This is a genomic window from Deinococcus deserti VCD115, assembly GCF_000020685.1.
Lineage (GTDB): Bacteria > Deinococcota > Deinococci > Deinococcales > Deinococcaceae > Deinococcus > Deinococcus deserti.
Genome location: NC_012526.1, coordinates 1,816,688 through 1,841,590, shown reverse-complemented (window position 1 = coordinate 1,841,590; position 24,903 = coordinate 1,816,688). Strand labels below are relative to the sequence as shown.

21 protein-coding genes are annotated in these 24,903 nt (G+C 63.5%); 12 read left to right on the top strand and 9 right to left on the bottom strand.

The features are described 5' to 3' along the window. Positions 1-48 precede the first annotated feature (48 nt). Positions 49-378, bottom strand: a complete 330-nt coding sequence (locus DEIDE_RS08730; protein ID WP_012693591.1) for a cyclic-di-AMP receptor — start codon at positions 376-378, stop codon at positions 49-51. A gap of 121 nt (positions 379-499) precedes the next feature. Here DEIDE_RS08730 and pulA point away from each other — a divergent pair, with 121 nt between their 5' ends. After that, complete coding sequence (gene pulA / locus DEIDE_RS08725; protein ID WP_012693590.1) at positions 500-4,174, top strand: pullulanase-type alpha-1,6-glucosidase; 3,675 nt, start codon at positions 500-502, stop codon at positions 4,172-4,174. A gap of 76 nt (positions 4,175-4,250) precedes the next feature. Here pulA and DEIDE_RS08720 read toward each other — a convergent pair whose 3' ends face one another. After that, a complete protein-coding gene (locus DEIDE_RS08720; RefSeq protein ID WP_012693589.1) occupies positions 4,251-4,757 on the bottom strand; it encodes a transcription initiation factor IIE subunit alpha family protein in 507 nt (168 codons plus the stop codon). Between the two features lie 300 nt (positions 4,758-5,057). Here DEIDE_RS08720 and DEIDE_RS08710 point away from each other — a divergent pair, with 300 nt between their 5' ends. The 3 genes from DEIDE_RS08710 to DEIDE_RS08695 all read left to right on the top strand — a co-directional run bounded on the left by DEIDE_RS08710 (position 5,058) and on the right by DEIDE_RS08695 (position 8,109). Then, positions 5,058-5,792, top strand: a complete 735-nt coding sequence (locus DEIDE_RS08710; protein WP_012693588.1) for an ABC transporter ATP-binding protein — start codon at positions 5,058-5,060, stop codon at positions 5,790-5,792. A 16-nt stretch (positions 5,793-5,808) separates the two neighbouring features. Next, positions 5,809-7,047, top strand: a complete 1,239-nt coding sequence (locus DEIDE_RS08705) for an ABC transporter permease (protein WP_041227522.1) — start codon at positions 5,809-5,811, stop codon at positions 7,045-7,047. Between the two features lie 225 nt (positions 7,048-7,272). Continuing rightward, complete coding sequence (locus tag DEIDE_RS08695; protein ID WP_012693586.1) at positions 7,273-8,109, top strand: metallophosphoesterase family protein; 837 nt, start codon at positions 7,273-7,275, stop codon at positions 8,107-8,109. A 60-nt stretch (positions 8,110-8,169) separates the two neighbouring features. Here the strand turns inward: DEIDE_RS08695 and DEIDE_RS08690 are convergent, their stop codons facing one another. Further along, positions 8,170-9,789: a fasciclin domain-containing protein gene (locus tag DEIDE_RS08690; RefSeq protein ID WP_012693585.1), complete on the bottom strand. Its 1,620-nt coding sequence runs from the start codon at positions 9,787-9,789 to the stop codon at positions 8,170-8,172. Positions 9,790-9,965: 176 nt separating this feature from the next. Next, positions 9,966-13,193 carry an FtsK/SpoIIIE family DNA translocase gene (locus DEIDE_RS08685; RefSeq protein WP_012693584.1) on the bottom strand — a complete coding sequence of 1,076 codons (3,228 nt, stop codon included), beginning with the start codon at positions 13,191-13,193 and terminating at the stop codon, positions 9,966-9,968. Between the two features lie 92 nt (positions 13,194-13,285). Between DEIDE_RS08685 and DEIDE_RS08680 the strand changes: the two genes are divergently transcribed. Continuing rightward, positions 13,286-13,723, top strand: a complete 438-nt coding sequence (locus DEIDE_RS08680) for a M67 family metallopeptidase (protein ID WP_012693583.1) — start codon at positions 13,286-13,288, stop codon at positions 13,721-13,723. A gap of 9 nt (positions 13,724-13,732) precedes the next feature. Here DEIDE_RS08680 and DEIDE_RS08675 read toward each other — a convergent pair whose 3' ends face one another. Beyond that, entirely contained in the window at positions 13,733-14,671 is a 939-nt protein-coding gene (locus DEIDE_RS08675) for a nucleoside hydrolase (RefSeq protein WP_012693582.1), read from the bottom strand. A gap of 103 nt (positions 14,672-14,774) precedes the next feature. On the opposite strand from DEIDE_RS08675, the gene DEIDE_RS08670 reads away from it, so the two are divergent. Next, positions 14,775-14,981, top strand: a complete 207-nt coding sequence (locus tag DEIDE_RS08670; protein ID WP_012693581.1) for a hypothetical protein — start codon at positions 14,775-14,777, stop codon at positions 14,979-14,981. 78 nt (positions 14,982-15,059) lie between these two features. Here DEIDE_RS08670 and DEIDE_RS08665 read toward each other — a convergent pair whose 3' ends face one another. Next, positions 15,060-15,392 carry an FKBP-type peptidyl-prolyl cis-trans isomerase gene (locus tag DEIDE_RS08665; RefSeq protein WP_012693580.1) on the bottom strand — a complete coding sequence of 111 codons (333 nt, stop codon included), beginning with the start codon at positions 15,390-15,392 and terminating at the stop codon, positions 15,060-15,062. 130 nt (positions 15,393-15,522) lie between these two features. Between DEIDE_RS08665 and lepB the strand changes: the two genes are divergently transcribed. The 3 genes from lepB to DEIDE_RS08650 all read left to right on the top strand — a co-directional run bounded on the left by lepB (position 15,523) and on the right by DEIDE_RS08650 (position 17,426). Continuing rightward, positions 15,523-16,149 carry a signal peptidase I gene (gene lepB, locus DEIDE_RS08660; RefSeq protein WP_012693579.1) on the top strand — a complete coding sequence of 209 codons (627 nt, stop codon included), beginning with the start codon at positions 15,523-15,525 and terminating at the stop codon, positions 16,147-16,149. 66 nt (positions 16,150-16,215) lie between these two features. Next, positions 16,216-16,722, top strand: a complete 507-nt coding sequence (locus DEIDE_RS08655; protein ID WP_012693578.1) for a hypothetical protein — start codon at positions 16,216-16,218, stop codon at positions 16,720-16,722. Between the two features lie 41 nt (positions 16,723-16,763). Beyond that, positions 16,764-17,426 carry a DUF2259 domain-containing protein gene (locus DEIDE_RS08650; protein ID WP_242402895.1) on the top strand — a complete coding sequence of 221 codons (663 nt, stop codon included), beginning with the start codon at positions 16,764-16,766 and terminating at the stop codon, positions 17,424-17,426. Between the two features lie 107 nt (positions 17,427-17,533). On the opposite strand, the gene DEIDE_RS08645 is transcribed toward DEIDE_RS08650, so the two are convergent. Together DEIDE_RS08645 and DEIDE_RS08640 are read right to left on the bottom strand one after the other, a co-directional pair. Then, on the bottom strand, positions 17,534-18,022 hold the full coding sequence (locus DEIDE_RS08645) for a MarR family winged helix-turn-helix transcriptional regulator (protein ID WP_012693576.1): 489 nt from the start codon (positions 18,020-18,022) through the stop codon (positions 17,534-17,536). Between the two features lie 49 nt (positions 18,023-18,071). Next, positions 18,072-19,343, bottom strand: coding sequence for an aspartate aminotransferase type Ic (locus DEIDE_RS08640; RefSeq protein ID WP_012693575.1), 1,272 nt, complete (start codon positions 19,341-19,343; stop codon positions 18,072-18,074). Between the two features lie 237 nt (positions 19,344-19,580). Here DEIDE_RS08640 and DEIDE_RS08635 point away from each other — a divergent pair, with 237 nt between their 5' ends. Both DEIDE_RS08635 and queA read left to right on the top strand, forming a co-directional pair. Then, positions 19,581-20,162: a LabA-like NYN domain-containing protein gene (locus DEIDE_RS08635; RefSeq protein WP_012693574.1), complete on the top strand. Its 582-nt coding sequence runs from the start codon at positions 19,581-19,583 to the stop codon at positions 20,160-20,162. Further along, positions 20,152-21,213 carry a tRNA preQ1(34) S-adenosylmethionine ribosyltransferase-isomerase QueA gene (gene queA / locus DEIDE_RS08630; RefSeq protein WP_012693573.1) on the top strand — a complete coding sequence of 354 codons (1,062 nt, stop codon included), beginning with the start codon at positions 20,152-20,154 and terminating at the stop codon, positions 21,211-21,213. The genes DEIDE_RS08635 and queA overlap by 11 nt, the downstream gene beginning before the upstream one ends. 538 nt (positions 21,214-21,751) lie before the next feature. Here the strand turns inward: queA and DEIDE_RS08625 are convergent. Continuing rightward, entirely contained in the window at positions 21,752-22,732 is a 981-nt protein-coding gene (locus DEIDE_RS08625) for a GNAT family N-acetyltransferase (protein ID WP_041227188.1), read from the bottom strand. Positions 22,733-22,817: 85 nt separating this feature from the next. On the opposite strand from DEIDE_RS08625, the gene DEIDE_RS08620 reads away from it, so the two are divergent. Continuing rightward, a complete protein-coding gene (locus DEIDE_RS08620; protein WP_012693571.1) occupies positions 22,818-24,866 on the top strand; it encodes a M3 family metallopeptidase in 2,049 nt (682 codons plus the stop codon). Positions 24,867-24,903 lie beyond the last annotated feature (37 nt).

The following is a 24,903-nucleotide window of genomic DNA, read 5'->3' as shown; positions in this document are numbered from 1 at the left end:
TGCTGTCTGGTGTGGCCAGGTCGCTGTCAGCGGCCCGGCCGCGCCGTTTTACACCTTTACAAATTCGGCTACTTCCATCACGAACATCACGGCGCCGCCGACCGGAACCTCGACCGGGTCACTGGCCAGCCCTTCATGCTGTTCGCCCATCGGCATGCTGGGAGCCACCAGCCGGGTGCGCGCACGACAGGTCTGCTGAACCCGGCGCTTGAGTTCTTCCAGGCGTTCATCGGTCACCCCGATCATCAGGGTGGTGTTGCCCTCACGGAGGAACCCGCCGGTACTGGCGAGCTTGGTGACCTCGAAGGCGTTTTCGGACAGAACACGCACCAGAGCGGTGGCGTCGGCGTCTTGAATTACGGCCAGCACAAGCTTCATGTGTCCGAGCATACCAGAGGGCCAGAAAGTGCTGTAGAACTCATTCCTCCCAACCGGTGCAGAGCCCTTGGGCAGACTGTAGCCAAAGGAGGTTTTGAAAGCCCTACAATTCCAGGCATCTATGAAAAAACTGGCGACCCTGCTGACGGTCGCGCTGGCAGCCTCGGCTGCGGCGCAAACGCCCTTGCCGGCCAACGTGGCCCGGGTGCATTACCAGCGTGCCGACCATGCGTACGCCGGCTGGGGACTGCATGCCTGGGAAGACACGGCCGTAAGCGTGGACTGGGCCAAACCCATTGCTCAGGCTGGCCGCAGCGACTGGGGCGCTTACTTCGATATTCCGCTGAAAGCAGGGGCGCAGAAGGTCGGCATTATTGTTCACAAAGGAGACCAGAAGGATCACAACGTGGATCTCTGGTTCGACCTCTCCCGGGGCCGGGAACTGTTCGTAAAATCCGGGAGCACGCTGGTGGCATATGCCAAAGGGGCACCACTGAATGTGGACGCCGCTAAGGCGCCGGTGGTCCAGGCAGCGCCAGCCAAGGCGGCCACAGCAACTTCTGCACAAGGAGTACCACAGGGCGTCCTGCGGGTGCGGTATCTGCGCCCGGACGGAAAATACGAGGGCTGGGGGCTGCACGCCTGGGAAGACACGACCGCCAGCGTCGAGTGGACCAAGCCGCTCACGCCGACCGGCGTGGATGCCGGCGGCGCGTACTGGGACCTGCCACTGAAGGCTGGCGCGTCCAAGGTCGGTTTTATCGTGCACAAGGGCGACGAAAAGGACCCGGGTGCCGACATGTTCGCCGACCTGACCAAGGGCCGGGAGGTGCTGGTGACCAGCGGCAAGGCCGACTTCGCGTATGTCAGTGCCGACCCGCCTGTGCCGGCGGGCGCGACCCGCATCAACTACTTCCGTCCGGACGGAAAGTACGAGGGCTGGGGCCTTCATACCTGGGAGGACGCTGCTCAGCCCACCACCTGGACGGCTCCGCTGAACCAGACTGGCCAGAGCAGCTTTGGGGTGTACTGGGACGTACCGATGAAAACCGACTGGAAAAAGCTGGGGCTGATTATTCACAAGGGCGATGAGAAGGACCCGGGCCCGGATATGTTCCTGAACCGCGAGCAGGGCCAGCAGGCCTGGATCGTCAGCGGTCAGCCGACGCTGCACACCACCCGTCCGGACACCAGCGTCCGCCGCGTCGGGGACCTGACCCGCCAGCAGGCGATCATGGTGTCGCGTGACCTGATTGCCGTAAAGCCCGACATGGTGCAGCCTGGGGCTCTGCTGACCCTGCATGCGTCGTCCACGGCCGGTCTGACCCTGACCCCGGCAGGGGTGCAGGGGGGCGACGCCCTGACGCTGGAGGAGGTCCCGGCGGGCCTCAGTGCCGCGCAGCGTGCCCGAACACCACATCTGGCGAACTACAAGCTGCTGCAGGTGCGCGCAGAGGACCGGGCCAGATTGCCCGAAGCGTTGCGCGGGCAGCTGGCCGTGTCCTCGGTGATGCCAGACGGTTCCGTGCTTGGCGCCACCAGCGTGCAGACTGCCCGGGCGCTCGACGACCTCTATGCCTACAGCGGACCACTCGGGGTGACTTGGCAGGGCGCTATTCCCACAGTACGTCTGTGGGCTCCGACCGCTCAGAACGTGGCTCTGCGCATCTCGAAGGCAGACGGCACCGGTGAGCGCACCGTGCCGATGACGCGCAGCGCCCAGGGTGTCTGGACTGCCAGCGGTGACGCCAGCTGGAAGGGCATGGGCTACCGCTTCGAGGTCAAGGTGTTTGCCCCGAGCACCGGGAAGATCGAGACCAATCTGGTGACCGATCCTTACTCGGTGGGCCTGAGCCTGAACAGCACCCGCAGCCTGTTCGTGGATCTGGGTGACGCGGCGCACACGCCGGCCGGATGGGCAGCCCTGCGTAAACCGGCGCTGAGGTCAGTGTCGGACCTCAGCTTCTACGAACTGCACCTGCGGGACTTCAGTGCGGCCGACGCCAGCGTGCCGGCGGCACAGCGCGGTACCTACCTGGCGTTTACCCAGGCAGGCAGCCACGGCATGAAGCACCTCAAATCCCTGGCCGACGCGGGCCTCAAGGCCGTGCATCTGCTGCCAACCTTCGACATTGCCACCATCAACGAGGACAAGGGCCAGTGGAAGTTCACCCCGGACCTCAGCCGGCTGGCGCCGGGCAGCGAAGAGCAGCAGAAAGCTATCACGGCCATCAAGGACGCTGACCCCTATAACTGGGGCTACGATCCCTACCATTTCATGGTCCCTGAAGGCAGCTACGCGGTGCGTCCGGACCAGCGGGCGCTGGAATACCGTCAGATGGTTATGGCCCTCAACAACGCCGGGCTGCGGGTGGTGCAGGACGTGGTATTCAACCACACCAACGCCAGTGGGCAGGCCGAGCGCAGCGTGCTCGACCGTATCGTGCCGGGCTACTACCACCGATTGAACGCCGACGGTGCCGTAGAGACTTCTACCTGCTGCGCCAACACGGCGACTGAACACACCATGATGCGCAAGCTGATGGTGGACACGCTGGTGCTGATGGCCCGCGCCTACAAGGTGGACGGCTTCCGCTTCGATCTGATGGGACACCACATGCTTGCAGATATGCAGGCCGCCCGGCAGGCACTGGACGCACTGACGGTTCAGAAAGACGGCGTAGACGGCCGGCAGATCTACCTGTACGGCGAGGGCTGGGACTTTGGCGAAGTCGAGAAGAACCGGCGCGGGGTCAATGCTACGCAGCTCAACCTGTTCGGCCAGGGCATCGGAACCTTCAACGACCGCATCCGCGACGCGATCCGGGGCGGGAATCCCTTCGGTGGCCTGCGGGACCAGGGGTTTGCAACAGGATTGTTCACCCTGCCCAACGGCCTGCCCCAGAACACCAACCGCGACGCGGCTCTGCGTCTGGCCGACCATATCCGCGTGGGCCTGACCGGAAACCTGAGAGACTACCGCTTTACCGGCGCCTCGGGGCAGGCTGTGAAGGGCGCGGACCTGCCTTACGGCGCCGCCCCGGTTGGATACGCCGCCGCGCCCCGCGAGACAGTCAACTACGCCAGTGCCCACGACAACCAGACACTGTGGGACGCAGTACTGCTCAAGGCTCCGGCCAACGCCACAACGGCCCAGCGCGTCCGCATGCAGAACCTGGCACACAGTCTGATCCTGCTGGGGCAGGGACTGCCCTTCAGCTACGCCGGCGACGAGATGCTCCGGAGCAAGTCCTTCGATACCGACAGCTACAACAGCGGTGACTGGTTCAATACGCTGGACTTCACCCGCCAGACCAACGGCTTTGGCAAGGGCCTGCCGCCCGCCGAGAAGAACGCGGCGAACTGGGACCTGTACCGGCCGATCCTGGCCAACCCCGCCATGAAAGTCACGCCGTCTGACATTGCCCGGGCCTCGGACCACTACCGCGAGATGCTGCGGGTGCGCTACTCCTCGACCCTGTTCCGCATGGCGAGCGCTCAGGAGGTCCAGCAGAACCTAACGTTCCTGAACGTGGGGCCGCAGCAGACTCCGGGCCTGATTGCCATGAAGCTCAGCGGCGCAGTAACGGCAACCAATCCCTTCCCACACCTGGTGGTTGTCTTCAATGCCACCGGCAAGACCGTGACCTTCAGCGATCCGAAGCTTGCCGGTCTGAACCTGCGCCTGCATCCTGTGCTGGCGGCCAGCACAGACCCTGTGGTCAAGAGCAGTCAGGCTTCCGGCACCAGCGTGACCGTGCCGGCCCTGACCACTGCGGTGTTTGTAGGCCGCTGAGCAGCTCGACAGGCCAAACGACCAGCCCGCCCCTGCTAAGGGGCGGGCTGGCTTCCTGCGCTTTAAGAAAGGACGCTCAGGCGACCTGTTTTTTCTTGGTGGCCTTCTCGGGAGCACTCTGCTCCTGACCCAGGGCCTGGGTTTCCTTCAGACGGAAAATCACCAGACTGCCTACGAAGGTGCAGGTGATCATGCCGTGGGCGTTCAGGAGGCTCAGCGCGGTCATGATGTCCTCGCGGCTCATGCGCAGCTGCTCGCTCATGTACAGGGCGCTGTCTGCGCGGCCCTCCAGATAGTCACGGATCCGCTTGGCGTCGGCGGTCAGCGGAGTGGCAGGCACGTCTGCCAGGCCAGGATCGGCCAGGCCGTAGACGGCGCGGGTACCGGTTCCGGGCAGGCGGCGCACACGGCCCTGATCCAGCAGGCTGGCCAGTGCGGCGCGCAGGTGCGACAGGGCCAGGCCGGTTGTCTTGGCCAGTTCAGTTTCGACCCATTCGGGTTTGCTTTCCAGCGCCTTGAGCACCAGTTTTTCATTGGCGCGCCGGGTTTCTTGCAGGTCTTCCAGGGTAGGGGGGTTAAACATGAAAGCCTCCGGGGGACTACGGACCAAGCCACTCAAACTCGGCTCGGACGCAGAAAAAGGGGAAAAGAGAAGCGGGAGCGCCGCGGGTTCCTTCGCTGGGACCCGTGCGTGCAACTTTCCTATTATATTCAGGTTTTTTCTCATTTTGCATGAGGCGACGGCCAGTTCTGGTCTCCAGATGTTCATGTAACGAATGCGCTCTGAAATGCAAAACCGGAACTTTCAGAGTGTGCAGTTCGTAACGCAAGAGGCTACAGTCCACGTTTCCTCCGTTCACGTTTTGACTTTGCAAGGAGCTTCATGCTGGATATTCAGGACATCACCAAAACTTATGGAAAATTTACGGCGCTCAAGGGAGTGTCCTTTTCTGCTGGCGAAGGTGAGGTTTTCGGCCTTCTGGGTCCTAATGGAGCAGGGAAAACCACCCTGCTACGCATCCTCGCCACCCTCCTGAGCCCCACCTCCGGTCATGCTCGGGTGGGCGGACATGAGGTGACGGAAAGCCCCGAAGCGGTCAGGCGTCTGATTGGGGTGGTCAACGGGGGCATGGGACTGCCCGCACGGCTGACTGGCCGGGAAGTGCTGCGTTCGTTTGCCGGTCTGTATGGCCTGAACCGGGAGACCACTGAAGCGCGGATTGCCCAGCTTGATGCCCAGCTGGACCTGGGCCGCACGCTGGATGTGCGCGCCGGCGAGTACAGCACCGGCATGAAGCAGAAGGTCGTGATCGCCCGCGCAGTGATCCATGACCCGACGGTCCTGATTCTGGATGAGGCCGCCAGTGGCCTGGACATCTTCGCCAGACGCACCCTGCTGGACTTCGTGCAGGCCACGCGCGCCCCTGGGCGACTCACGCTGTACTCCACCCATGTGATGAGCGAGGCTGAGGAAGTCTGTGACCGCGTAGCCATCCTGCACCAGGGTCAGCTTGTGACGGTGGGGACTATTCCTGAGATCCTGGCCCGTACCGGCCAGAGCAACCTGGAGCGGGCCTTCTTCACGCTGGTGAAGGGAGAGGACGCCCGTGCGGTCTGAAGCCCTGCGCTGGCCGATGGTCTGGCGCATTGCCCTGCGCGACCTGCTGTCCACCCTGCGTGACCGGCGGACGCTGAACGCCACCATTCTGATGCCTCTGATTCTGATTCCGTTGTTCACCCTGGGCCTGCCGCTGATGCTGGGAAGTTTTATCGGCGGTCAGCAGCAGGAGCGGCAGAAGGTTGGCGTGGTTGGTGTCCTGCCGGCGGGCCTGCGAAGCGAACTGGTGCGCGATGAGAAGGCTCCTGACGGGCAGGTGCTGCGCGCCGGCGTGACCCTGGTGCCTGTCAAGAATGCCCGGCTGGCCGTGCAGGCGGGGGATGTCGAGGCTGCCCTGCGGGCTCCGGAGCCGCTGCCCACGCGGGCAGGAGAAGGCAGTGGAACGCTGGAGGTCTATGCCAAGCTGGGCAGCATCCGCGCACAGTCCGGCGCCCTGGGCAAGGTGACCCAGGTGGTGGACCGTTACAACCGCCAGCTCACGCTGGAGCGTCTGAGGCCCCTGGGCCTGAGTGAACAGACCCTGACTCCGGTCACGGTGCGGCCGGTAGACGCCAGCCTGGAACAGGCGCAGCGCAGCGGACAACTTGCTTTTCTGGTGCCTATGCTGATGCTGCAGTTCATCCTGGCTGGTGCGATGGCTACCGCAGTGGACGCTACTGCCGGGGAAAAGGAACGGGGCACCCTGGAGAGCCTGCTGGTGGCCCCGGTCCGCCGCTCGGAGGTGGTCGCAGGGAAGCTGGTGGCGACGACGATTACCGCCCTGACCAGCGCGTGCTTCAGCGTGGTGGGATTTCTGCTGAGTGGTGTGGCCGTGCGGGCGTTCACTGACCGTCAGGAAGGTATAGGCGCTGAAATCGTGCAGTCCATGGGTGGGCAGCTGTCCCTGACGCCCGGTTCTGCGCTGGCTCTGCTTGGGGTGGGCATCAGCGCCGCGCTGCTGATCAGTGCAGCACTGATCGCAATCGGCATCTACGCGCGCAGCTTCAAGGAGGCTCAAACCTACATTGCACCGCTGAGCATGGCCATCGTGATTCCTGCGGTGATGCTGCAGTTCAGCGAATTCCTGGACCTGCAAAGCGGGCTGTACGCTCTTCCGTTGTTCGGCGGCATGCTAGCCATTCTGGACACCGTTCGTGGGGCGGTCACGGCCCCACACGTGCTGCTGGCCATCGCAGCCAACCTGCTGGGTGCCCTGATACTCAGCGTTCTGGCCTTGCGCAGCTTTAAGAGAGAAGAGGTCATCTTCAGGAACTGATGCGTCTTCAGGAAGATCATTTTCCTGAAGTGGTGAACTTCGGCCGGAACACCAGAAGTGCCCCGTGTTCCGGCCGTAACGCTGACTTCCTGGCGCTTTTCCAGGAAAGCGGTGATAGAAGGGCGGCCCGTAGGAGCATCAGGATCGAGGAGTGGAGGCCAGAGCAGGGGCCCCTGCCTCTTGGTACCCATTGTCTGTTCCGTGCGCCTGCTACCTTCAGGTGAGATGCGCCTGGCGATCATTGCAGATATTCATGGCAATGCCGATGCCCTCAATGCCGTGCTGACAGATGTTCGGCAGCAGGGCGTAGACCGGCTGATCGTCAACGGTGATGTGGTTAACCGTGGACCGGACTCGGTTGAGGTGATGGAGACCCTCCTTGACTGGCCGGACGTGTCCTTCAGCCTGGGGAACCACGACGACCTGCTGCGGCTGTGGGACGCGCGCAGTGGACAGCTGCCTCTCGACTGGTTCGCAGATCCTGTCTGGGGTGCCACCGACTGGAGCGCTCGTCAGCTCGACGCTGCGGGACTGCTGCACGTGCCGGACCAGTGGCCCATGGTATTGACCGTGTCTCAACCTGGTATGCCTGATGTGCGGATCGCGCACGGCACCGCTGACCACTACCGCGAAAGCCTCAGTGAGAGGACGCCTGTGGCCCGGGTGCAGGTGCTTCGGTCGCAGGGGGCGGGGGAAGCCGGGGTGCTGGTGGGGTCACACATTCACCGTCCGGCGCAGGCCATTATTGACGGCACACTTGTCCTGAATACCGGTGCTGTGGGTGCGCCTGCCAACCGTGATCCCCGGGCTCAGTATCTGATGCTCAGCGCATCTGCACAGGGCTGGATACCGGAGTTCAGGGCCATTCCCTATGACCGCCAGGGGGTACTGCGGAGATTCGAGACCAGTGGGCTCCTGGACACTGGCCTCAGTGCACAGATCTTCCGGGACGAGGTGATCAGCGCCCGTAGCCTCTACACCCCGTTCTGGCAGTGGACCGAAGAGGGTAATCATCCACGCACGCCTGCAACATGGGCTTTATTTCTGCGGCAATTCGAATAGCTGCCTACAGCAGACGGCCCCCAGGCCTGTGGTGGACCTGGGGGCCGTAGTGTTTGGAGTTTAGCGGGGCATCAGCACGGTGTCGATGCTGTAGATCGGGCCGCTGGTGGTTTCCACAGCGCCAGTCATCAGCACGGTGGCGTCACCGATGCGGGTAACCGCAGGTGTTCCGGAGGTCTGCACCGTCAGGGTCGCGCCCTGGGAGGTCTTGAGCTCGGTGACGGTGGACAGGGCCGTGGCGGTCACGCGGCTAGGAATGATATGACGCAGCAGCACCTGACGGAGGCGGGCAGTGTCAGCACGCAGGGCCGTAAGGTCGGCAGCGGGAATACGGCCGAACGCTTCATTGGTCGGCGCCAGGATGGTGTAGTCACCACTGCTGAGCATCTGCTCGAGACCAGCGGTGCGCAGCAGATCAACCAGAGTGGTGTACAGCGGGTTGGTCACCAGGCTTGCGAAGATGGGCTGGCTGCTGGTGGTGATGGTGATGGTGGTCGTGGTGGCAGGGGTCGTGGTCGTCGTCGTCGTGGTGGTGGTCGCTTCACCAGCGGGCGCCGTAGGAATAACCAGACCCTGGGGCAGGAACACACGGTTGACCACGTAGATGGTGCCGTTGCTGGCCGTCAGAGGCTGACCATTGATACCCTGGGCCGGCATCAGTGTGCCGCCGTGAAGGGTCGTCAGCGCCTGGTTGCCCGAGATCTGCTCGGCGGTCACGCGGCCCTGGACGACGTGGTACTGCAGCACCTGACGCAGCGTTTCGGGATTGCTGGCGATCAGGGCCAGCTGGTCCTGATCCAGTGCCTCAAATGCCTCGTTGGTCGGGGCGAAGATAGTGAATTCACCGGTGGTCAGCGTCTCGGTCAGTTCTGCGTCGCTGAGCAGGTCGCGCAGCGTGCTGAAACGTTCATCGGCAACAATCACGTCATAGAGCGTGTCGCTGGCCATGGTGGTTTCGGTCGTTTCCGTGGTCTCGGTCGTGGCCGTTTCCGTCGTGGTGGTCTCGGTCGTCGCCGTTTCCGTGGTGGTCGTTGTGCTGGTGCTGGTGGTTGCGCCACTCAGGGGCGTGGCGGGAATCTTGGTGATGTCAAACGCCAGCGGAGCTGTGGTGGTCGTGGTCGTGGTGGTGGTTGGTGCGGGCGCAGCTGCCACCGGGGCCGCAGCAGGCGCGGCAGCCATGGGGGGCATCAGCACGGTGTCGATCACGTGAATGATGCCGTTGCAGGCCATCACGTCGGCGCGGGTGACGTTGGCGCCACCGACCATCACGCGGTTGCCACTGGTCATGACGCTGACATTGGCGCCGTTGAGGGTCTTGCCTGCTTTCATGCCCATGACCTGCTTGGCGGTCACCTTGCCTGCGACCACGTGGTAGGTCAGGACGCTGCGGAGCATTTCGGGATCATTCAACACGGCTGCCAGAGCGTCACTGGGCAGCTTGGCGAATGCGGCGTTGGTTGGGGCGAACACCGTGTACTGCCCGCTCATCAGGGTCTGGGACAGACCAGCCGCTTCCACCGCAGTGGCCAGGGTGCTGAAGTTCGGGTCGGTCATAACAATCTGGGCAATGCTGCGGCATGCGGCTGTAGCAGGCTTGGCTGCAGGTGCTGTGCCACCACCGGCCAGAGCGGGTGTGACGAGCATCAAACCAAGGGTAATCAGGCTAGTTTGCTTTTTCATGAACTCACCTCGTGTAAAGACTTGAATTGAAATGCCGGTCCTTAATCTTGCCTATGGTCCCTCGAAATGCAACATCAACCAGATTTCAAGCAGATCTGCTAAATGAAAAGACCCCCTAAGTTAGGGGTCGACTCATTTAGAACTCATCTTGTGCAGTGGTAACTTTCCAGCGATGGCTACCGCCCAAAGTATTCCGCCAGGTCCGCTTCTGCCACCAGAATGTCGCGGGGTTTACTGCCCTGGTGCTTGCTCACGATGCCCATGGCTTCGAGCATGTCCATCAGTTTGCCAGCGCGGGCATGACCCACACTGAGACGCCGCTGCAATCGGGAAACACTGCCCTGACCCTCTTCGATACAGATCTGGGCTGCCTGACGCAGCAGGGGATCGCTGAAATCCATGTTGCTTTTGTCCGCAATGGGGCCGCTGGCCTCGATGCCACCCTCGAAATCCGCTCCGTACGCCTCCACAAAGGCGTCTTCAAAGACCTGACGCCGCAGCTCGTCGGTGATCCGTGCCGATTCCACCTCAGAGATATACGGTCCCTGCAGACGCACCGGTTTGATCAGCCCGGGCTGATAGAACAGCATGTCGCCCATCCCGGTCAGCCGTTCGGCGCCCATGGTGTCCAGAATGGTCCGCGAATCGTGGCTGCTGCTCACAGCGAAGGCAATGCGCGCCGGGACGTTGACCTTGATCAGGCTGGTCAGAATGTCCACGCTGGGCCGCTGCGTGGCCAGAATCAGATGCATTCCGGTGGCGCGCGCCATCTGGGCCAGGCGCATGATGGCCGATTCCACTTCCTTGGGAGAGGTGATCATCAGGTCGGCGAGCTCGTCGATGATGATCACCAGGTGGGGCAGCTCGGTTTCTCCTGTCTGGCGCATCTTGGCGTTGAACTGCTCCAGGTTCTTGGCACCGACCTGCGACATCATTTTGTAACGCCGTTCCATGTGAGCCACCGCGCCCAGCAGGACCCCTGCGGCATCGACCGGGTTGGTCACAACGCTGCGGACCAGATGCGGAATGCCGTCATAGGGCGTAAGCTCCACCATTTTCGGGTCGATCATCAGAAAGCGCAGTTCGGTCGGCAGGTACTTGAACAGCAGTGATGTAATCAATGTATTGACACACACCGATTTGCCGCTGCCGGTGCTGCCGGCCACCAGCAGGTGCGGCATCTTGGCCAGGTCTCCGACCATCAGCTCGCCGTCGATGCTTTTGCCCAGAATGATCGGCAGCTTGGCGCGGGTGGCGCGGAAGCTGGGTGCGGCGGCGGCCTGATGAAATGTCACCGGCTCGCGCTCGGCGTTGGGAACCTCAAGACCGATCACACTCTTGCCCGGTACCGGCGCTTCCACCCGGACGCCCCCGACCGCCAATGCCCGGGCCAGATCGTTGCTGAGCCCGGAAATACGGCTGATCTTTTCCCCGGGAGCCGGCTCGATTTCGTAGCGTGTCACGGTTGGTCCCCGGGCAAAGTCGACCACCCGGGCCTGCAGATTGAAATGTCGCAGCGTCTCGTCGATCAGCCCCGCCCTCTGCCGTGCAGAGATATCGAGCTGCGCAGTATTCAGGGCGGCGGCAGGTACGGGGTCAAGCAGCGAGTATCCCGGCAGGGCCAGGTCCACGGCTCCAACCGTGGGGCGCGGCTCGGGCTGGGCGCTGGCCCAGGGAGCGTCAGCAGTCGTCGTGCTGGAAGGCGCTGCATTCTGAGCAGCTGCGCCCGTGGTTCCTGCACCTGTAAGGCTGGTCTGCCTGCTGTTTGCCGGCGAGGTTCCGACGGCCATGCGAGGAGCAGCCTGCGGCCGGGGTGGGGGAGAGCCCGCAGGCCCAAAAGGCAGATCTTCATCCTCGTCCAGATCTGCAAAAGGATCGAAGGCCGTGGCCGGCTCAGGGAAGGCCTGGCCTTTCTGGACTGGCGCTGTCCAGCCAGCTGGCGATGCAGCGGAGGCCACCATTCCAGCGAGAGAAGCTTCTGAGGCTTCAGGGAGAGAGGCTCCTGAAGCTGGCATGGCTGTGGCCACTTCCGGGCTGGTCAGATCACTGAAATCAAAGTCGAGGGCAGGGGGTGCCTGCGTCAGAAGGGTCACGCTGGGCTGCGCAGTCATAGCCTCGGCGCGGCGGCGGGCTTCATCCTGGGCGCGCGCCAGGCGGGCGCGCCATTCCTCCGGCTGGGACAGAGTTCCGTCCGGGTCGGCGGCAAGGGCTTCAGCCAGCATCGCCGCCACTTCGGTAGGGGCGCGGTCAAAGGCCGCGCTCAGGTCCGGCCACCCAGGATAGTCCTGAGCGCGTGACCGCCACGCGGTGAAGTCCTCGGCAAGTTCCTGCCACGCGCGGACGCGCTCGCGGTAGGCCGGGTCCTCACGGATCAGGACCCCGATGTCAGCATTCTGAAGGGCCTTTTCAGCGGCCTTGCGCTCACGCTCCAGCTTGCCTGCCCGCTGCGCGAGCCGCTGAATGTCCAGGACCATCGAGCGGCGCAGGCGTTCCAGGGCCGCGCTGGCCATGGTACTGGGAAGTTCGACGCTCAACTCATGCCGTCCTGCACGCAGTTCATTGGCGACTGCTTCGGCATCGGCGCCGGCATCTGGGGCCTCGGCGCTGACCAGTTCACGCAGGTCCCGGGCAGCGTTGCCCACAAAGGTTGTGGTGACCTCACGCCAGCCAGCCAGATCGCGTTCCAGATTTTTCAGTCCGGCTTCATCCAGGCTGCGCAGGTCGCGTTGGGCGGCCCGGACCTCCTGGGCCTGATCGCGCAGTTCGCGGGCCAGTGGATAGTGCCGGCGCAGGGTTTCGAGATCCCGGGCGTACGCTGCCAGGCCCTGACGGACCCCGCCGCGCGCACGCGCCGAATCCCGGCCTTCCTGCCGGGATTCGATGGCCCCCTGCACGTTGGCACTGGCGCCGCCCAGCAGCACACTGACTCCACGGAAAAAGCCTTTGAGCAGACTGAGGGGGAGCAGGTGCAGCATCAGTTCCAGTCCCAGCGTGAGGGTCACCAGTGGAAACAGCGCCGCCGCGTAGCTCAGGGCCCGGAACAACGGAGCCATGGCCTGTGCCGCCAGCTGCCCGGCGGCGCCCGGCTGCACCACCTCATGCAGCGCCAGCAGGGACAGCACCACGACCGCGCCGCCCAGGACCCGCCGCGTCAGGTTGCGCAGATCCCGTCCCAGAAATACCAGGACGCCAAACGCCACCGGCACGACCGGCAGCACGAACGCCGCCCAGCCCAGGTGACCGGTCAGCATCTGGTTGGCCTGAGTCATGAACCCGCCTGCCTCGCCCTGAGGCAGCAGCAGGGTAACCCCAAGAAAAATACCCAGCGCAAACAGCACCAGGCCCAGCGCTTCTCCATCAAATCTGTTTACCGGAGGAGCCGCTTTTGCACGAGCCTTCGCCATGGGGCGCAGTGTACCTTATTGGCTGGCCCACATCGGCCAGCACGGGGTTTCTCACGCTTGTTGTCCAGGGCGCGGCATACTGTGCGCACCCTATGCTGGCTCTGAAGCTGCCTTCTGTCCTGGCCGACGCCCTGTGGGCACAGGCGCGTCATGCCGCGCCCCGAGAATGCGTGGGGGCGCTGGGCGGCGTCGTGCATGCGGAGGTGGCTGAGGCCAGAGCACTGTATCCACTGGCCAACATCGCTGTGGATCCCGAGCGCGAGTATCTGGCAGATCCAGGCCAGTTGCTGCGCGCCCTGCGGGCGATGCAACGAGAGGGCCTGCACCTGGTGGCCCTGTACCACAGCCATCCGCGTGGGCCAGCGACTCCCAGTCTCAGCGATACGCGGCTGGCGGCCTACCCGGTGCCTTACCTGATTGCAGATGTGCCCGGACAGGTGCTGCGTGCCTACCTGCTTCCGGAAGGCACGCGTGTGCCCCTGCACCTGGGGGTCCATGACGGTCCTCAGGTCGGGAACCCTCTTCCCTGAGCGACTGTCTTACAGCCGCGAGAGGCGCTCAAGCAGGCGGCCGAAAAAGGTCGGGTCATCCACGGCCACCGCCACCCGGGCATTGGGCGGCTTGCCGGAAACGTTGTACAGGTCGCATACGGTGCGACCAAAATTGAGACCTTCATGGGTATCCACGGCCACATGCATATCCTGCCAGGTCAGAAGTTCCGGCCACAGCACCGCAGCCACAGCGAGTGGATCGTGCAGTGCGCCGCCGCTGAGGTTGTAGCGCTGACGGTAGGCCCCCGCATAGAACGTCAGCATCTGGGCGCAGGCCAATCCCACCGGCGTGCCGAGCTGCTGCAGGGCCTCGACACGGTCAGGCGTGGCCACACACTGCATGGTGACGTTCAGGCCGACCATCCGCAGCGGCACACCGGACGTAAACACTACGGCTGCGGCGTGCGGGTCGGCAAGTGCATTAAATTCGGCCGCTGGAGTGCGGTTCCCCTGTGCAGTGCTTCCGCCCATCCACACCACCTCTCGCAGAAGCTGCGGTAACTGCGGGTCCATGCGGAAGGCCAGCGCCACATTGGTCATCGGCCCGGTCGCAATCAGTGTCACTTCTCCGGGTTGCTCACGCGCCGTGCGGATCAGATAGTTGACGGCGTGCTCCGTCTCCGGCTCCCGCTGTGGGTCAGGTAGTTCGTTGGCGGGCAGCCCCGTATCTCCATGCACTGCCGAGGCACTCATAAGTTCACGGATGAGCGGACGATCAGCGCCCGCGTACACAGGAACGTCCGCGCTTCCGCCCAGGGCCAGGGTCACGCCGGCGTTCCGGGTGGTCAGAGGCAGGCCCACGTTCCCGTGCACAGTGGTCACGCCCAAGACCCTGAGTTCAGGGCTGGCCAGCGCCAGCAGCCATGCCACGGCGTCGTCCAGGCCGGGATCTCCATCCAGAATGACAGGCAGGGAAGTGTTGGTCACCAGCGGAGTCTAAGGGGTGAGCGGCTGATTGGGAGCCGCCGCGTAAATATGCCTTGACCCCGCGCACACCCCGGCCGCCGTGCAGACAACCTAGGGTACCGACATGACTGGACGCCACAGCGACGAATACCCCGACCGTCCCGCAGGGCAGCGCAGCACCGATTCGGAGGACATTGCCCACCTGCCCCAGAGTGACCGCGGCGTCATTCAGGACGGTCCTGGGACCAGCATGACAGCGGATCAGCAGGGCCTGCTGGACGAGCAGGGCAACTACACAGGTGAAACTACCCCGGACGACGAGGAGCAGTAATACGGCAGCCAAAGCTGGCTCCCCGCAAAGGTTGAGGGCCGGACAGTATGTCCGGCCCTCAACTTCGGGATCCTGATTTCAGCGGACGTCGACCAGTTCGACATCGAAAATGAGCGTGGCGCCGCCAGGAATGACTCCGGGTATGCCTGCGGCTCCGTAGCCCAGGTGGGATGGAATGGTCAGCTTGGCCTTGTCGCCCACACGCATCTGGGCAATGCCCTGATCCCAGCCGGGGATGACGTACCCCACGCCTAAGGGGAACTCGATGGGCTCGCCCCGGTCGCGGCTGGAGTCAAACTTCTGGCCACTTTCCAGCGTCCCGGTGTAGTGCACCCGCACCATTTTTCCGGCCTGAGCGGCAGGGCCAGTGCCCTCGTGATACTTCTCGACAATCAGTCCTTCAGCGGTCATGCCGGTCAGAGTACCTGTCTCCCTGCAGCGGCGCGACCCAGTCTGAAGCCTGCATGAAGACTCTGACCTTGTTGTCGGGAGGCAGGCTCGTCCGTGCTGCACCGCTGCTGGCTCTGCTAGCCTGCCTGCCGTGCCGGTTCAGCCTCCAGCCTCTCAGCCTGCGCAGCAGGGTTTCAGTCAAGAGCTGCGGACTGCCTGGCGGACCTGGATTCTGGGTGCGCTGCTTCCCGTGTATCTGCTCACCACCTTTGTGGGCACGCTGGCGCGTGTAGATGGCCAGAGCATGCAGGACACGCTGCAGCACGGTGACCTGCTGGTGCTGCTGAAGTATCCCCGCTGGATGCAGGCCTGGGGACTGCCCACGCCGTATCCGAGGCGGGGTGACGTCCTGATCTTTAAAGGACCGGCTGACAGTCCCTACAGCTATGAGACGCTCTGGGGCGTCCGCCACCGGCCCTACAACATCAAACGTGTGATGGCGCTTCCCGGTGATACGGTGGCTATTGAAGACAACACGCTGGTGGTCAATGGCCGGGAGGCGGTTGACCCCTACGCCAGCGAGGGCTTTATGAATGACCAACCCTCTGTGAAAGTGCCTCCCGGGAAGGTCTGGGTGCTGGGAGACAACCGCCAGCTTGGTGCGAGTCTGGACAGCCGCGCCTATGGAATGGTGCATCTGCGGGATTCGGCGGGACCAGCCAACCTGCGCCTGTGGCCCCGTCCCGGCCTGGTGGGACCAGACGCTCCCGGAAACTGACGGCTGATCCCCGGAACACTGGGGCGCTGCGGATGATCCTCACATTCGGCTGGTACGGTGCGGACCATGAGAGCCTGCCGACTTTTTTTCCCTGCCCTGCTTCTGACCATGTCGGCCAGCGCCCAGACGCTGACCCCCTTCAAGGACGCCAAATTGCCTTTTACGGTCAGTCTGCCCAAAGGCTGGCTTGGGGTGAAATTTGAGGACGGAGCCAGTGGGGTCAGCCTGGTGTCGGGCCAGAAACCTCCGGCAACGCTGATGCGGCTGCTCTTTGTCAATAAGGGAGGTATGGCCGTTACGCCTCAGCAGGAGTTCCAGAAATTTGAAGGCGGGATCAAGGGCGGCGGCATGACACTCAAACAGACCGCCAGTCGTGAGGTGAAGTACGGCGGTGTCGGTGGATTGGAACGGGAATATTTGCTTTCACACCCCAAGGGCAAGGTCCAGATGCGGGTGTGGTACGGCAACGGAGCCAAGAATCTGTATTCGTTCCAGCTGACCGATTCACCTGCCCGATACGCCCAGGCCAGTGCACTGTTCAGTAAGGTGCTGGCCACAGTGAAATTCAAGTAACGGCACCGGTCATGCGCTGGTTCTTGCCTCTACTGTTGTTGATGCTGCTTCCGCGTGCGGCGGCTGGAAACCGTCTGGAAGTCCAGCGGGTGGCGTTCAATGTGCCGGGCACCCATGTGCTCGTGGTGACGGCAGGCAGCCTGGACGGAAGTGGCTTTAGTGCTGCTGAACTCCAGGTTCTGGAGACGAACGGCGGTACCACGGTATTACGGGCCCAGCGCCGATCGGACCACGCCAGTGTGGCCCAAACCGTGGCCTCCCTGACCGGCCAGCACAGTGCAGCGCTCAAGCGTTTCGGACTCTGGCCCGGCCGGACCTCCAGACCAGTGTACCGCCGGGTATTTCCGGTTCTGGCTCCGGTCTGGTCTGAAGGTGTTCGTGCAGGTCAGAGCCAGACGGCACAGGCCCGGTTGTGGTCGCGGCCGGTCCCCGTGGAGCTTCGTTCCTTTGCTCTGCCGTCCAGATGCCCCTATCAGGAGTTGTGGCCCGAAGGCGGCCGGGCTGCCGGTATAGCTCTGCGGATCAACGGTCAGCTCCTCTATCAGGACCGGCAACTGCCAGTGGACCGTCAGTGCGCAGCCAGCTACGCTCTGGAACGCCTGGACGTGCAGGGGAACCGGGTGGTGGCAGTAGTTCGTGCCTATACCCCCGGATTCGAGGGTCCGAATGCCGAGCCCCTGGTGCTGGCCGGCAAGGTGCGCTGATGGATATGGAACAGCTTGCCGAAACGCTGTGCAGGTCTCTCCTTATCAGAGACCGTCCTCACACCCTTCCGGCATGTTCTCTTCCACTGAAAACAGTGAAAAGTTAATCAGGACCGCCGGCGTTGCTGCGCGGACCGCTGGGAGTCAGGCTGTGAAGCCAGCCCCAATTTACGGGTCAGCGCGGTGAGCAGCGCCATTTCTTCAGGACTCAGAACTTCGAACACCTGACGGATCCCTTCCACATGGCGTGGCAACACCCGCTCGATCAGAGCGTGTCCCTCAGCTGTCAGCGAGACCTTCATGACCCGGCGGTCTTTTTCGTCGCGTTCGCGGCGCACCAGGCCGTCGCGCTCCAGGTTGTCGATCACCATCGTGAGGTTGCCGCTGGAGCGCAGAATCTTGTCGGCCAGTGCCCGCTGGCTGAGCGGTCCCAGGTGGTAGAGCGCTTCCATGACGCCGAACTGGCTGACCGTCAGGCCATCCGTGCTCAGGTGACGGTTGGCGCTGACCTCCACGGCGTGAGCGGCACGCCACAGCTTGATATAGGCGTCCAGGGCGGCGCGTTCCTCGGGGAGACCTGCATAACGGGTAGGCATATAAACTGGGCGGCAGTGTAATACATTTCAACATTCACTGGTTGCAGATTTAGCGCTTTGCAGCGCGGTACTCCTCGGTGGCCAGCCGAATGCAGGCTGCCACGCCCTGCATAGCGGTATAGACCTCGTCAAGTGGAGGCCGGGTCGGGGCGATCCGGATGTTGCGGTTGTGAGGATCCTGCCCCGCAGGGTAGGTGGCCCCGGCGGGTGTCAGGCTGACCCCGGCGGCCTCGGCAAGCTCCACGACCCGGTCTGCAACCGGAGCGGCCGTGTCCAGGCTGATGAAGTAGCCCCCACGCGGCGAGGTCCAGGTGGCATATTCGCCACTGTCGCCCAGTTCCGTGCGCAGGGTCTCGTCCACAGCCTTGAATTTCGGGGCGATGAGGCGTCCGTGATCCCGCATCAGGCCTTCAAGGCCATCCGGGTACGCCTGCAGGAATTTGACATGCCGGGCCTGCTCGATCTTGTTGGGACCGATGCTCTGGGCATTGAGGTACTTGCTCAGCCAGCGGATGTTGTCCTCGCTGCTGGCCACGAAACCCAGGCCGCCGCTGGCAAAGGTGACCTTGCTGGTGCTGGCAAACACAAAGGCGCGGTCCGGAAACCCGGCGTCACGGCTCAGGGCCACGAAGTTGACCGGGGTGTCCTGCTGGTCGTCCGAGAGGTGATGCACCCGGTAGGCGTCGTCGGCGAAGATCGTGAAGTCAGGTGCCATGGCCTGGATCGCCGCCAGCCGGCGGGCTTTTTCAGCGCTGATGCTCTCGCCGCCAGGATTGCTGTACGTCGGTACGAACAGCACGCCCTTGACGGTGGCGTCGGCGGCGGCAAGGCGCTCGATGGCGTCGATATCCGGGCCGTCGGGCTGCATGTCCACGGTCAGCAGATCGAAGCCCAGGGTCTGCAGCAGCAGAAAGTGGCGGTCATAGCCAGGCAGGGTCACGATGATCTTCGGCTTCGCGCCGTCACTCAGGCGCCCCCACGGCTGGTCGCTGCCGCGCCGGCCATGCAGCAGGGCAAAGGTCAGCACCATTCCCTGCAATTCCAGGCTGCTGTTGTTCCATACGATGACGTTCTCAGCCTTGACGTCCAGGTACTGGGCAAACAGGGCGCGGGCGCTGGGCAGCCCGGCCACGCCACCGGGATAGTTGCGCAGATCCAGGCCGTCCATATGCGTGTCGGTCTCGCCCAGCGCGGTGATCAAGCCGTTGCTGAGGTCAAAGTCGGCGTCGCTGGGCTGGCCACGCTGCATGTTGAGCTTCAGGCCACGGGCCTTGAAGTCGTCGTACGCGGCGCGGGCCTGGGTCAGAGCGTCACTGGTCATGGTGATCAGCGTAGCGCGCCTCAGCCGCCCGGCAGGGCGGGTTGTTTGAGTTACCTGCTTTTACACGCCCAGTCACTTCCCGCCCTTGACCTTCTCTGGCGTGACCGTACACTTGTTTCCGAAGACTCCGGTCTGCCAGTGCTCCGGTGTGAGCACCGTTCTGATTGCGACTCTTCTTTTTTGCCCGGCCGTACTGTGCCCCACCCTCTTTCGGATCAGCCCAACAGGAGAACCTCAATGCAATACGTCGTGCAACGCCCGCGCGTGGGCCTTTTTGTAGACACGCAGAACCTCTATCACTCCGCCCGGGACCTCCTGGAGCGCACCGTCAACTTCGAGACCATCCTGAATGTCGCCACCGAAGGCCGTGAACTGGTTCACGCCATCAGCTACACCGTGGAGCGGGAAGGCGAGGCCACCGCGCGGCCGTTCATCTACAAGCTTTCGGCGCTGGGCTACAAGGTGCGGCGCATGAACCTGACCCTGCACCACGTCACTGACGGCGGCAAAGCCATCTACGAGGGCAACTGGGACATGGGCATCGTGGCCGATATGGTGCGGCTGATGGACCACCTCGACATTGTGGTGCTGGGCAGTGGCGACGGCGACTACACCGAAATTGTGGAAGTCCTGCAGGAGCGGGGCAAGCGCGTGGAGGTCATCGCCTTTCGCGAGCACACGGCTCAGAAGCTGATCGACGCTGCTGACCGCTTTATGCATCTGCCGGACCTCGAAGGTGCCCTGATGCCTGCCCGGGTCAAACCCGTTCCCAACACCCCCGTCCCCAACACCCCGAAACAGGGCGGCGATGACGCCTGACTCAGCTGACGCGGCCCTCGCGCGACTGAACTTCGACCTGCCCGACAACCGGATCGCGCAGACCGGCGCCGAACCGCGCGACAGTTCCCGCCTGATGGTGGTCGGGGAGACCCTGGCTCACCGGGTTTTCCACGAATTGCCGGAGCTTTTGCAGCCCGGCGACCTGCTTGTGTTCAACGAGTCGCGTGTGATCCCGGCGCGCGTGATGGCCCGCAAGCCGCTGGTCAATGGTCTGGGTGGCGGCCAGGTGGAAGTGCTGCTGCTGCGCGAGGAAGAGACGCTGGACCTTGGACCGCACGTCTGGAGCGCATACCTTAAACCCGCGCGCCGGGCTGGCAATGAATTATGGCTCGGCGAGCACCGGGCTGAAGTGGTGGGTCAGCTTGAAGACGGGGCCCGCCTCCTGCGCTTCGGGTACGACATCAAGCCCCACCTGGATGAGATCGGACGACTTCCCCTCCCGCCCTACATAGATGCCGGAAGCAGCGACGAAGTCTGGCGCGAGCGCTACCAGACCGTGTACGCCCGGGAACCCGGCAGCGTCGCGGCGCCAACGGCCGGTCTGCACTTCACGCCTGAGCTGCTGTCACGCCTGGACGCCCGTGGCGTCGAGCGGGTCAGTGTCACCCTCCACGTGGGCGCCGGTACCTTCAAACCCATCACCGGTTCTGTTGCGGATCATGTGATGCATGCCGAACGTTACATGGTGAGTGATCAGGCAGCGGACGCCATCAACCGGGCGCGCCGGGAGGGCCGCCGGGTGGTGGCTGTAGGAACGACCACGGTGCGCACCCTGGAAAGTGCCTGGGACGGGAATGCGGTGCGCGCAGGTGAAGGGGAGACCCGGATCTTCATTACACCGGGCAGGCCTGTGAATGTTCCGGATCTGTTGATTACCAATCTGCATCTGCCGGGAAGCACGCTGCTTTTGCTGGTGGCGGCGTTTGCTGGCGAAGAACGGATCAGGGCGGCGTACGATGCGGCGCTCTCTGAAGGGTACCGGTTTTATTCCCTGGGGGACGCGATGTTATTGGAGAACTTGAGGGGCTGAAACCTGGGGTTTTCTTTTGGTTGTTGCTGGATTGCCCCGCCCCCCAGCCCCCTGCCCCTTTGGGGTAGGGGGAGCTTACTTTGCACTGGGCAAGGTGAGAGGGAGGGTGGTGGGGTTGCTTATTCCTTTTAGCGTTCCTGCCTTGGCGCCATGCTCCGAGATCGCGCAATGGCCCGCGCGCTGCGCGCACGACGGCCTGGGTTTCTAAGAAGCTATTGGGGCAGGGCATTTTGGTGCACGCAGAAAGGTTCTACTCAAAAAGAAAAAACAGTTCCTTTCCTTTTGACTTCCTACCTTACCCCTTCACGGTTCAGCCTCCGAAGCCGTCGTGCGCGCAGCGCGCGGGCTCTTCCAGGTGGATAGAAAGATGGCGTCAGAGCCGGACACGTCAACGAACAAGGCAGCGCCTCGGCTCCAGTCAAACCTCTTGCCCAGTGCAACGTAAGCTCCCCCTGCCCCTCTGCTTCGCAGCTCTTCGAGTCTGGAGTAGGGGGCTGGGGGGCGGGGTAAAGCCGGCACTACAAGCACCCACCCCCCTTCAAACATCCTTCTTCACCGTCACCATCGCCGCTTCCCGCACAAAACCCAGCCGCTCGTTGATCGCCAGCATTGGCCGGTTGATGCTGTGATTGCTGGTCCGCGATTGCGTAAATCCCCTTGAAAGCGCGGCGCGCGCCGCAGCCAGCTTCAACGCCAGGGCCAGCCGCTGACCGCGCCAGTCCGGAAGTACGCCAGTGAGGCCGTTGTGAAGGGTGCCAGGCCGCTGAGGAATGGGCATATGAAGTTCACTGATTCCCACCCATTGACCGTCCGGTGCGACGGCCAGAAACAGCCCTTCCGGATGCTTCAGCGTGGGCACGTAGCGCTGCTGCCACAGTTCAAAAGGCCACACCTTGATTGGTGTGGCGCTGGGCACGTCCCGCAGCAGAGCGGCAATCAGGGCGTACAGCCGGCGCTGCAAAGGCTCATCCAGAGGTCCAAAGTCGCTCAGTGGCACGAGGCGCACACCCGTGGCTGCCGCCTGGGCTACTTCGGCTGCGAAGGCCTCGAAGTCGAGCGTCCGCAGATCCAGCGTGCTGGGCCAAAGTCGGTCGTGTTCGCTGTAACCGGCCCTCTCGTACAGTGCCCGCTCCGGCCAGTGTTCCTTCACGCGGGCCAGCAGCGTGGTGCCGCCCTGGCTCACTGCGTATTCTTCTGCCAGCCTCAGCAGGACGCCCGGAAGATCACCTGCAGCCTCGTGGGGCAGCGCGGCCACCTCCAGCACCAGCCAGCCGGGGTAGTTCTCAGAGCGAGGCACACTGACCTCAGCCATACCTACCAGTTCCGACCCGCGCAGAGCGAGCGTGCGCCGGAACACCTCACCCGGCAGGCGGAAGCTGTCGGCGCGTTCCAGGTCGGCCGTCCCGACTGGAGAATCCGGATGAGCGCGGCTCAGAAATGCTGCGATGCGCGGAAGGTCGGTGGGCGTGGCTGCCTGAAACGTGATGCCGGCAAGGTCAGCAGGGGGCAGTACTTGCATGGCGCAGAAAAGCACAGAGCGCGTCCTGGTGAAATGCGCCAGGCGGCGTAGGAAGGCCTGAGCCGACGCGCCTATACTCGCAGGGATGACTCACGCAACTGTACCGGGTGGCAACCCGCTGCTTAATGTAGGTTTCCGGATTCCCTTTGATCAGATCCGTCCTGAGCACGCTGAAGAGGCGGTGGACACGCTGCTGGAGGTGACCAGTCGGAAGCTCGAAGCCCTGGCAGGAGCTGCTGAACGGAACTTCGAGAACTTCATGCTGGACCTCGATACGCTCACTGAGCAGCTTGACACGGTCAACACCATCGTGCGGCACCTCAACAGCGTCATGAGCAGTGATGAATGGAAGGCGGCGGTCGAGGCAATCATCCCCAAGACCAGCGAGTTTTATACCCAGCTGAGCCTGCACCCTGGGTTGTGGCAGGCACTGAAAACCTTTGCCGACTCCGAGCAGGCCCGCGCTCTGGACCCGGTCCGGGCGCGGCTTCTGAAGCTGACCATTGATGAATTCCGTCGTCAGGGCGCTGACCTGCCGGAAGACAAGAAGTCCCGCCTGCTCGAGGTCAACACCCGGCTGGCCCAGATCACCAATACCTATTCCAAGAATGTGCTGGAATCAACGTCAGCTTACGAACTGTACGTGCCCTCCGAGCGTCTGGCTGGTGTGCCGCAGCGTGTTCTGGACGCCACCCGGCGCGACGCCGAGAGCAGGGGCGCGGAAGGCCACCGCCTGACCCTGCACCAGCCGGTCGTGACCCCGGTGATGACCTACGCTGACGACCGGGACCTGCGCCGTGAACTGTGGGAAGCTCAGCTGATGGTCGGCCAGCAGGAGGGCCGTGACAACCGCCCGCTGGTGCGCGAGATTCTGCAGTTGCGCCGCGAGCAGGCGCAGCTGCTGGGCTTCCGCAACTTCGCCGACTACGTTCTTGAAGACCGGATGGCTGGCAGCGGCGAGAATGCCCTGAAGTTCGAGCGCGACCTTGACGCCCGGACCCGCCCTGCATACGAGCGCGAAAACGCGGAGCTGGAGGCCTTCTACCGGGCTCGTGCCGGAGCCGAGGCTCCTGACCTGCAGCCTTGGGACGGGCTTTACTGGGCTGAAAAGCAGCGTCAGGAGAAGTACGACTTCGACGAAGAAGCGCTGCGCCCGTATTTTCCCATGCCGCGCGTGCTCTCGGGCCTGTTCGAAATCTGCCGCCGGGTCTTCGGCATCACCGTGACCGAGGCTCAGGCGCCCAGCTGGCACCCCGAAGTGCAGTATTACGACATCCATGACGAGGCGGGTGTACACATTGCCAGCTTCTACACCGACTGGTTTCCGCGTGACAGCAAGCGCGCCGGCGCCTGGATGAACGCCTTTGTGACCGGTGGCCCGCGGGAGAACGGGGTCGAGCCGCACCTGGGCCTGATGTGCGGCAACATGACGGCTCCCAGTGGGGACACGCCCAGCCTGCTGTCGGTGCGCGAAGTGGAAACCGTGTTCCACGAGTTCGGTCACCTGCTGCATCACGCCATGAGCCGGGTCCCGGTGCGCAGCCTCAGCGGCACCCAGGTGCCCTGGGACTTTGTGGAACTGCCCAGCCAGATCATGGAGAACTGGGTTATGGAACGCGAGGCCCTGGACCTGTTCGCCGCACACTACGAGACCGGCGAGAAGCTGCCGCAGGATCTCTATGACCGTCTGCGCGCGGCGCAGAACTACCGCGCCGCGAACACGGCCATGCGCCAGTACTCCTTCGGCCTGACCGACCTGACCCTGCACGTCGAATATGACCCGTACGGCGAGGCTGATCCCATCACCGTGGCCCGCGAGATCATGGGAACCTTTACGGCTTATCCGCTGCCGGAGAACTATGCGCAGGTCGCTCAGTTCGGCCATCTGTTCAGCAGCCCTGTCGGCTACGGCGCGGGGTATTACAGCTACAAATGGGCTGAGGTGCTGGACGCTGACGCCTTCAGCCGCTTCGCCAAGGAGGGAATTTTCAATCGCGAGACCGGGCGTGCCTACGTGGACACCATTTTGTCGCGCGGCAACAGTGACGATCCTGCTCAGCTGTACCGCGATTTCATGGGTCGTGATCCCGACGCGGAAGCCCTGCTGCGCCGCAGCGGTCTGCTCGACAATTGATCTGACCTGCAAAGGACGCCCGGCGATTGTGGTCGGG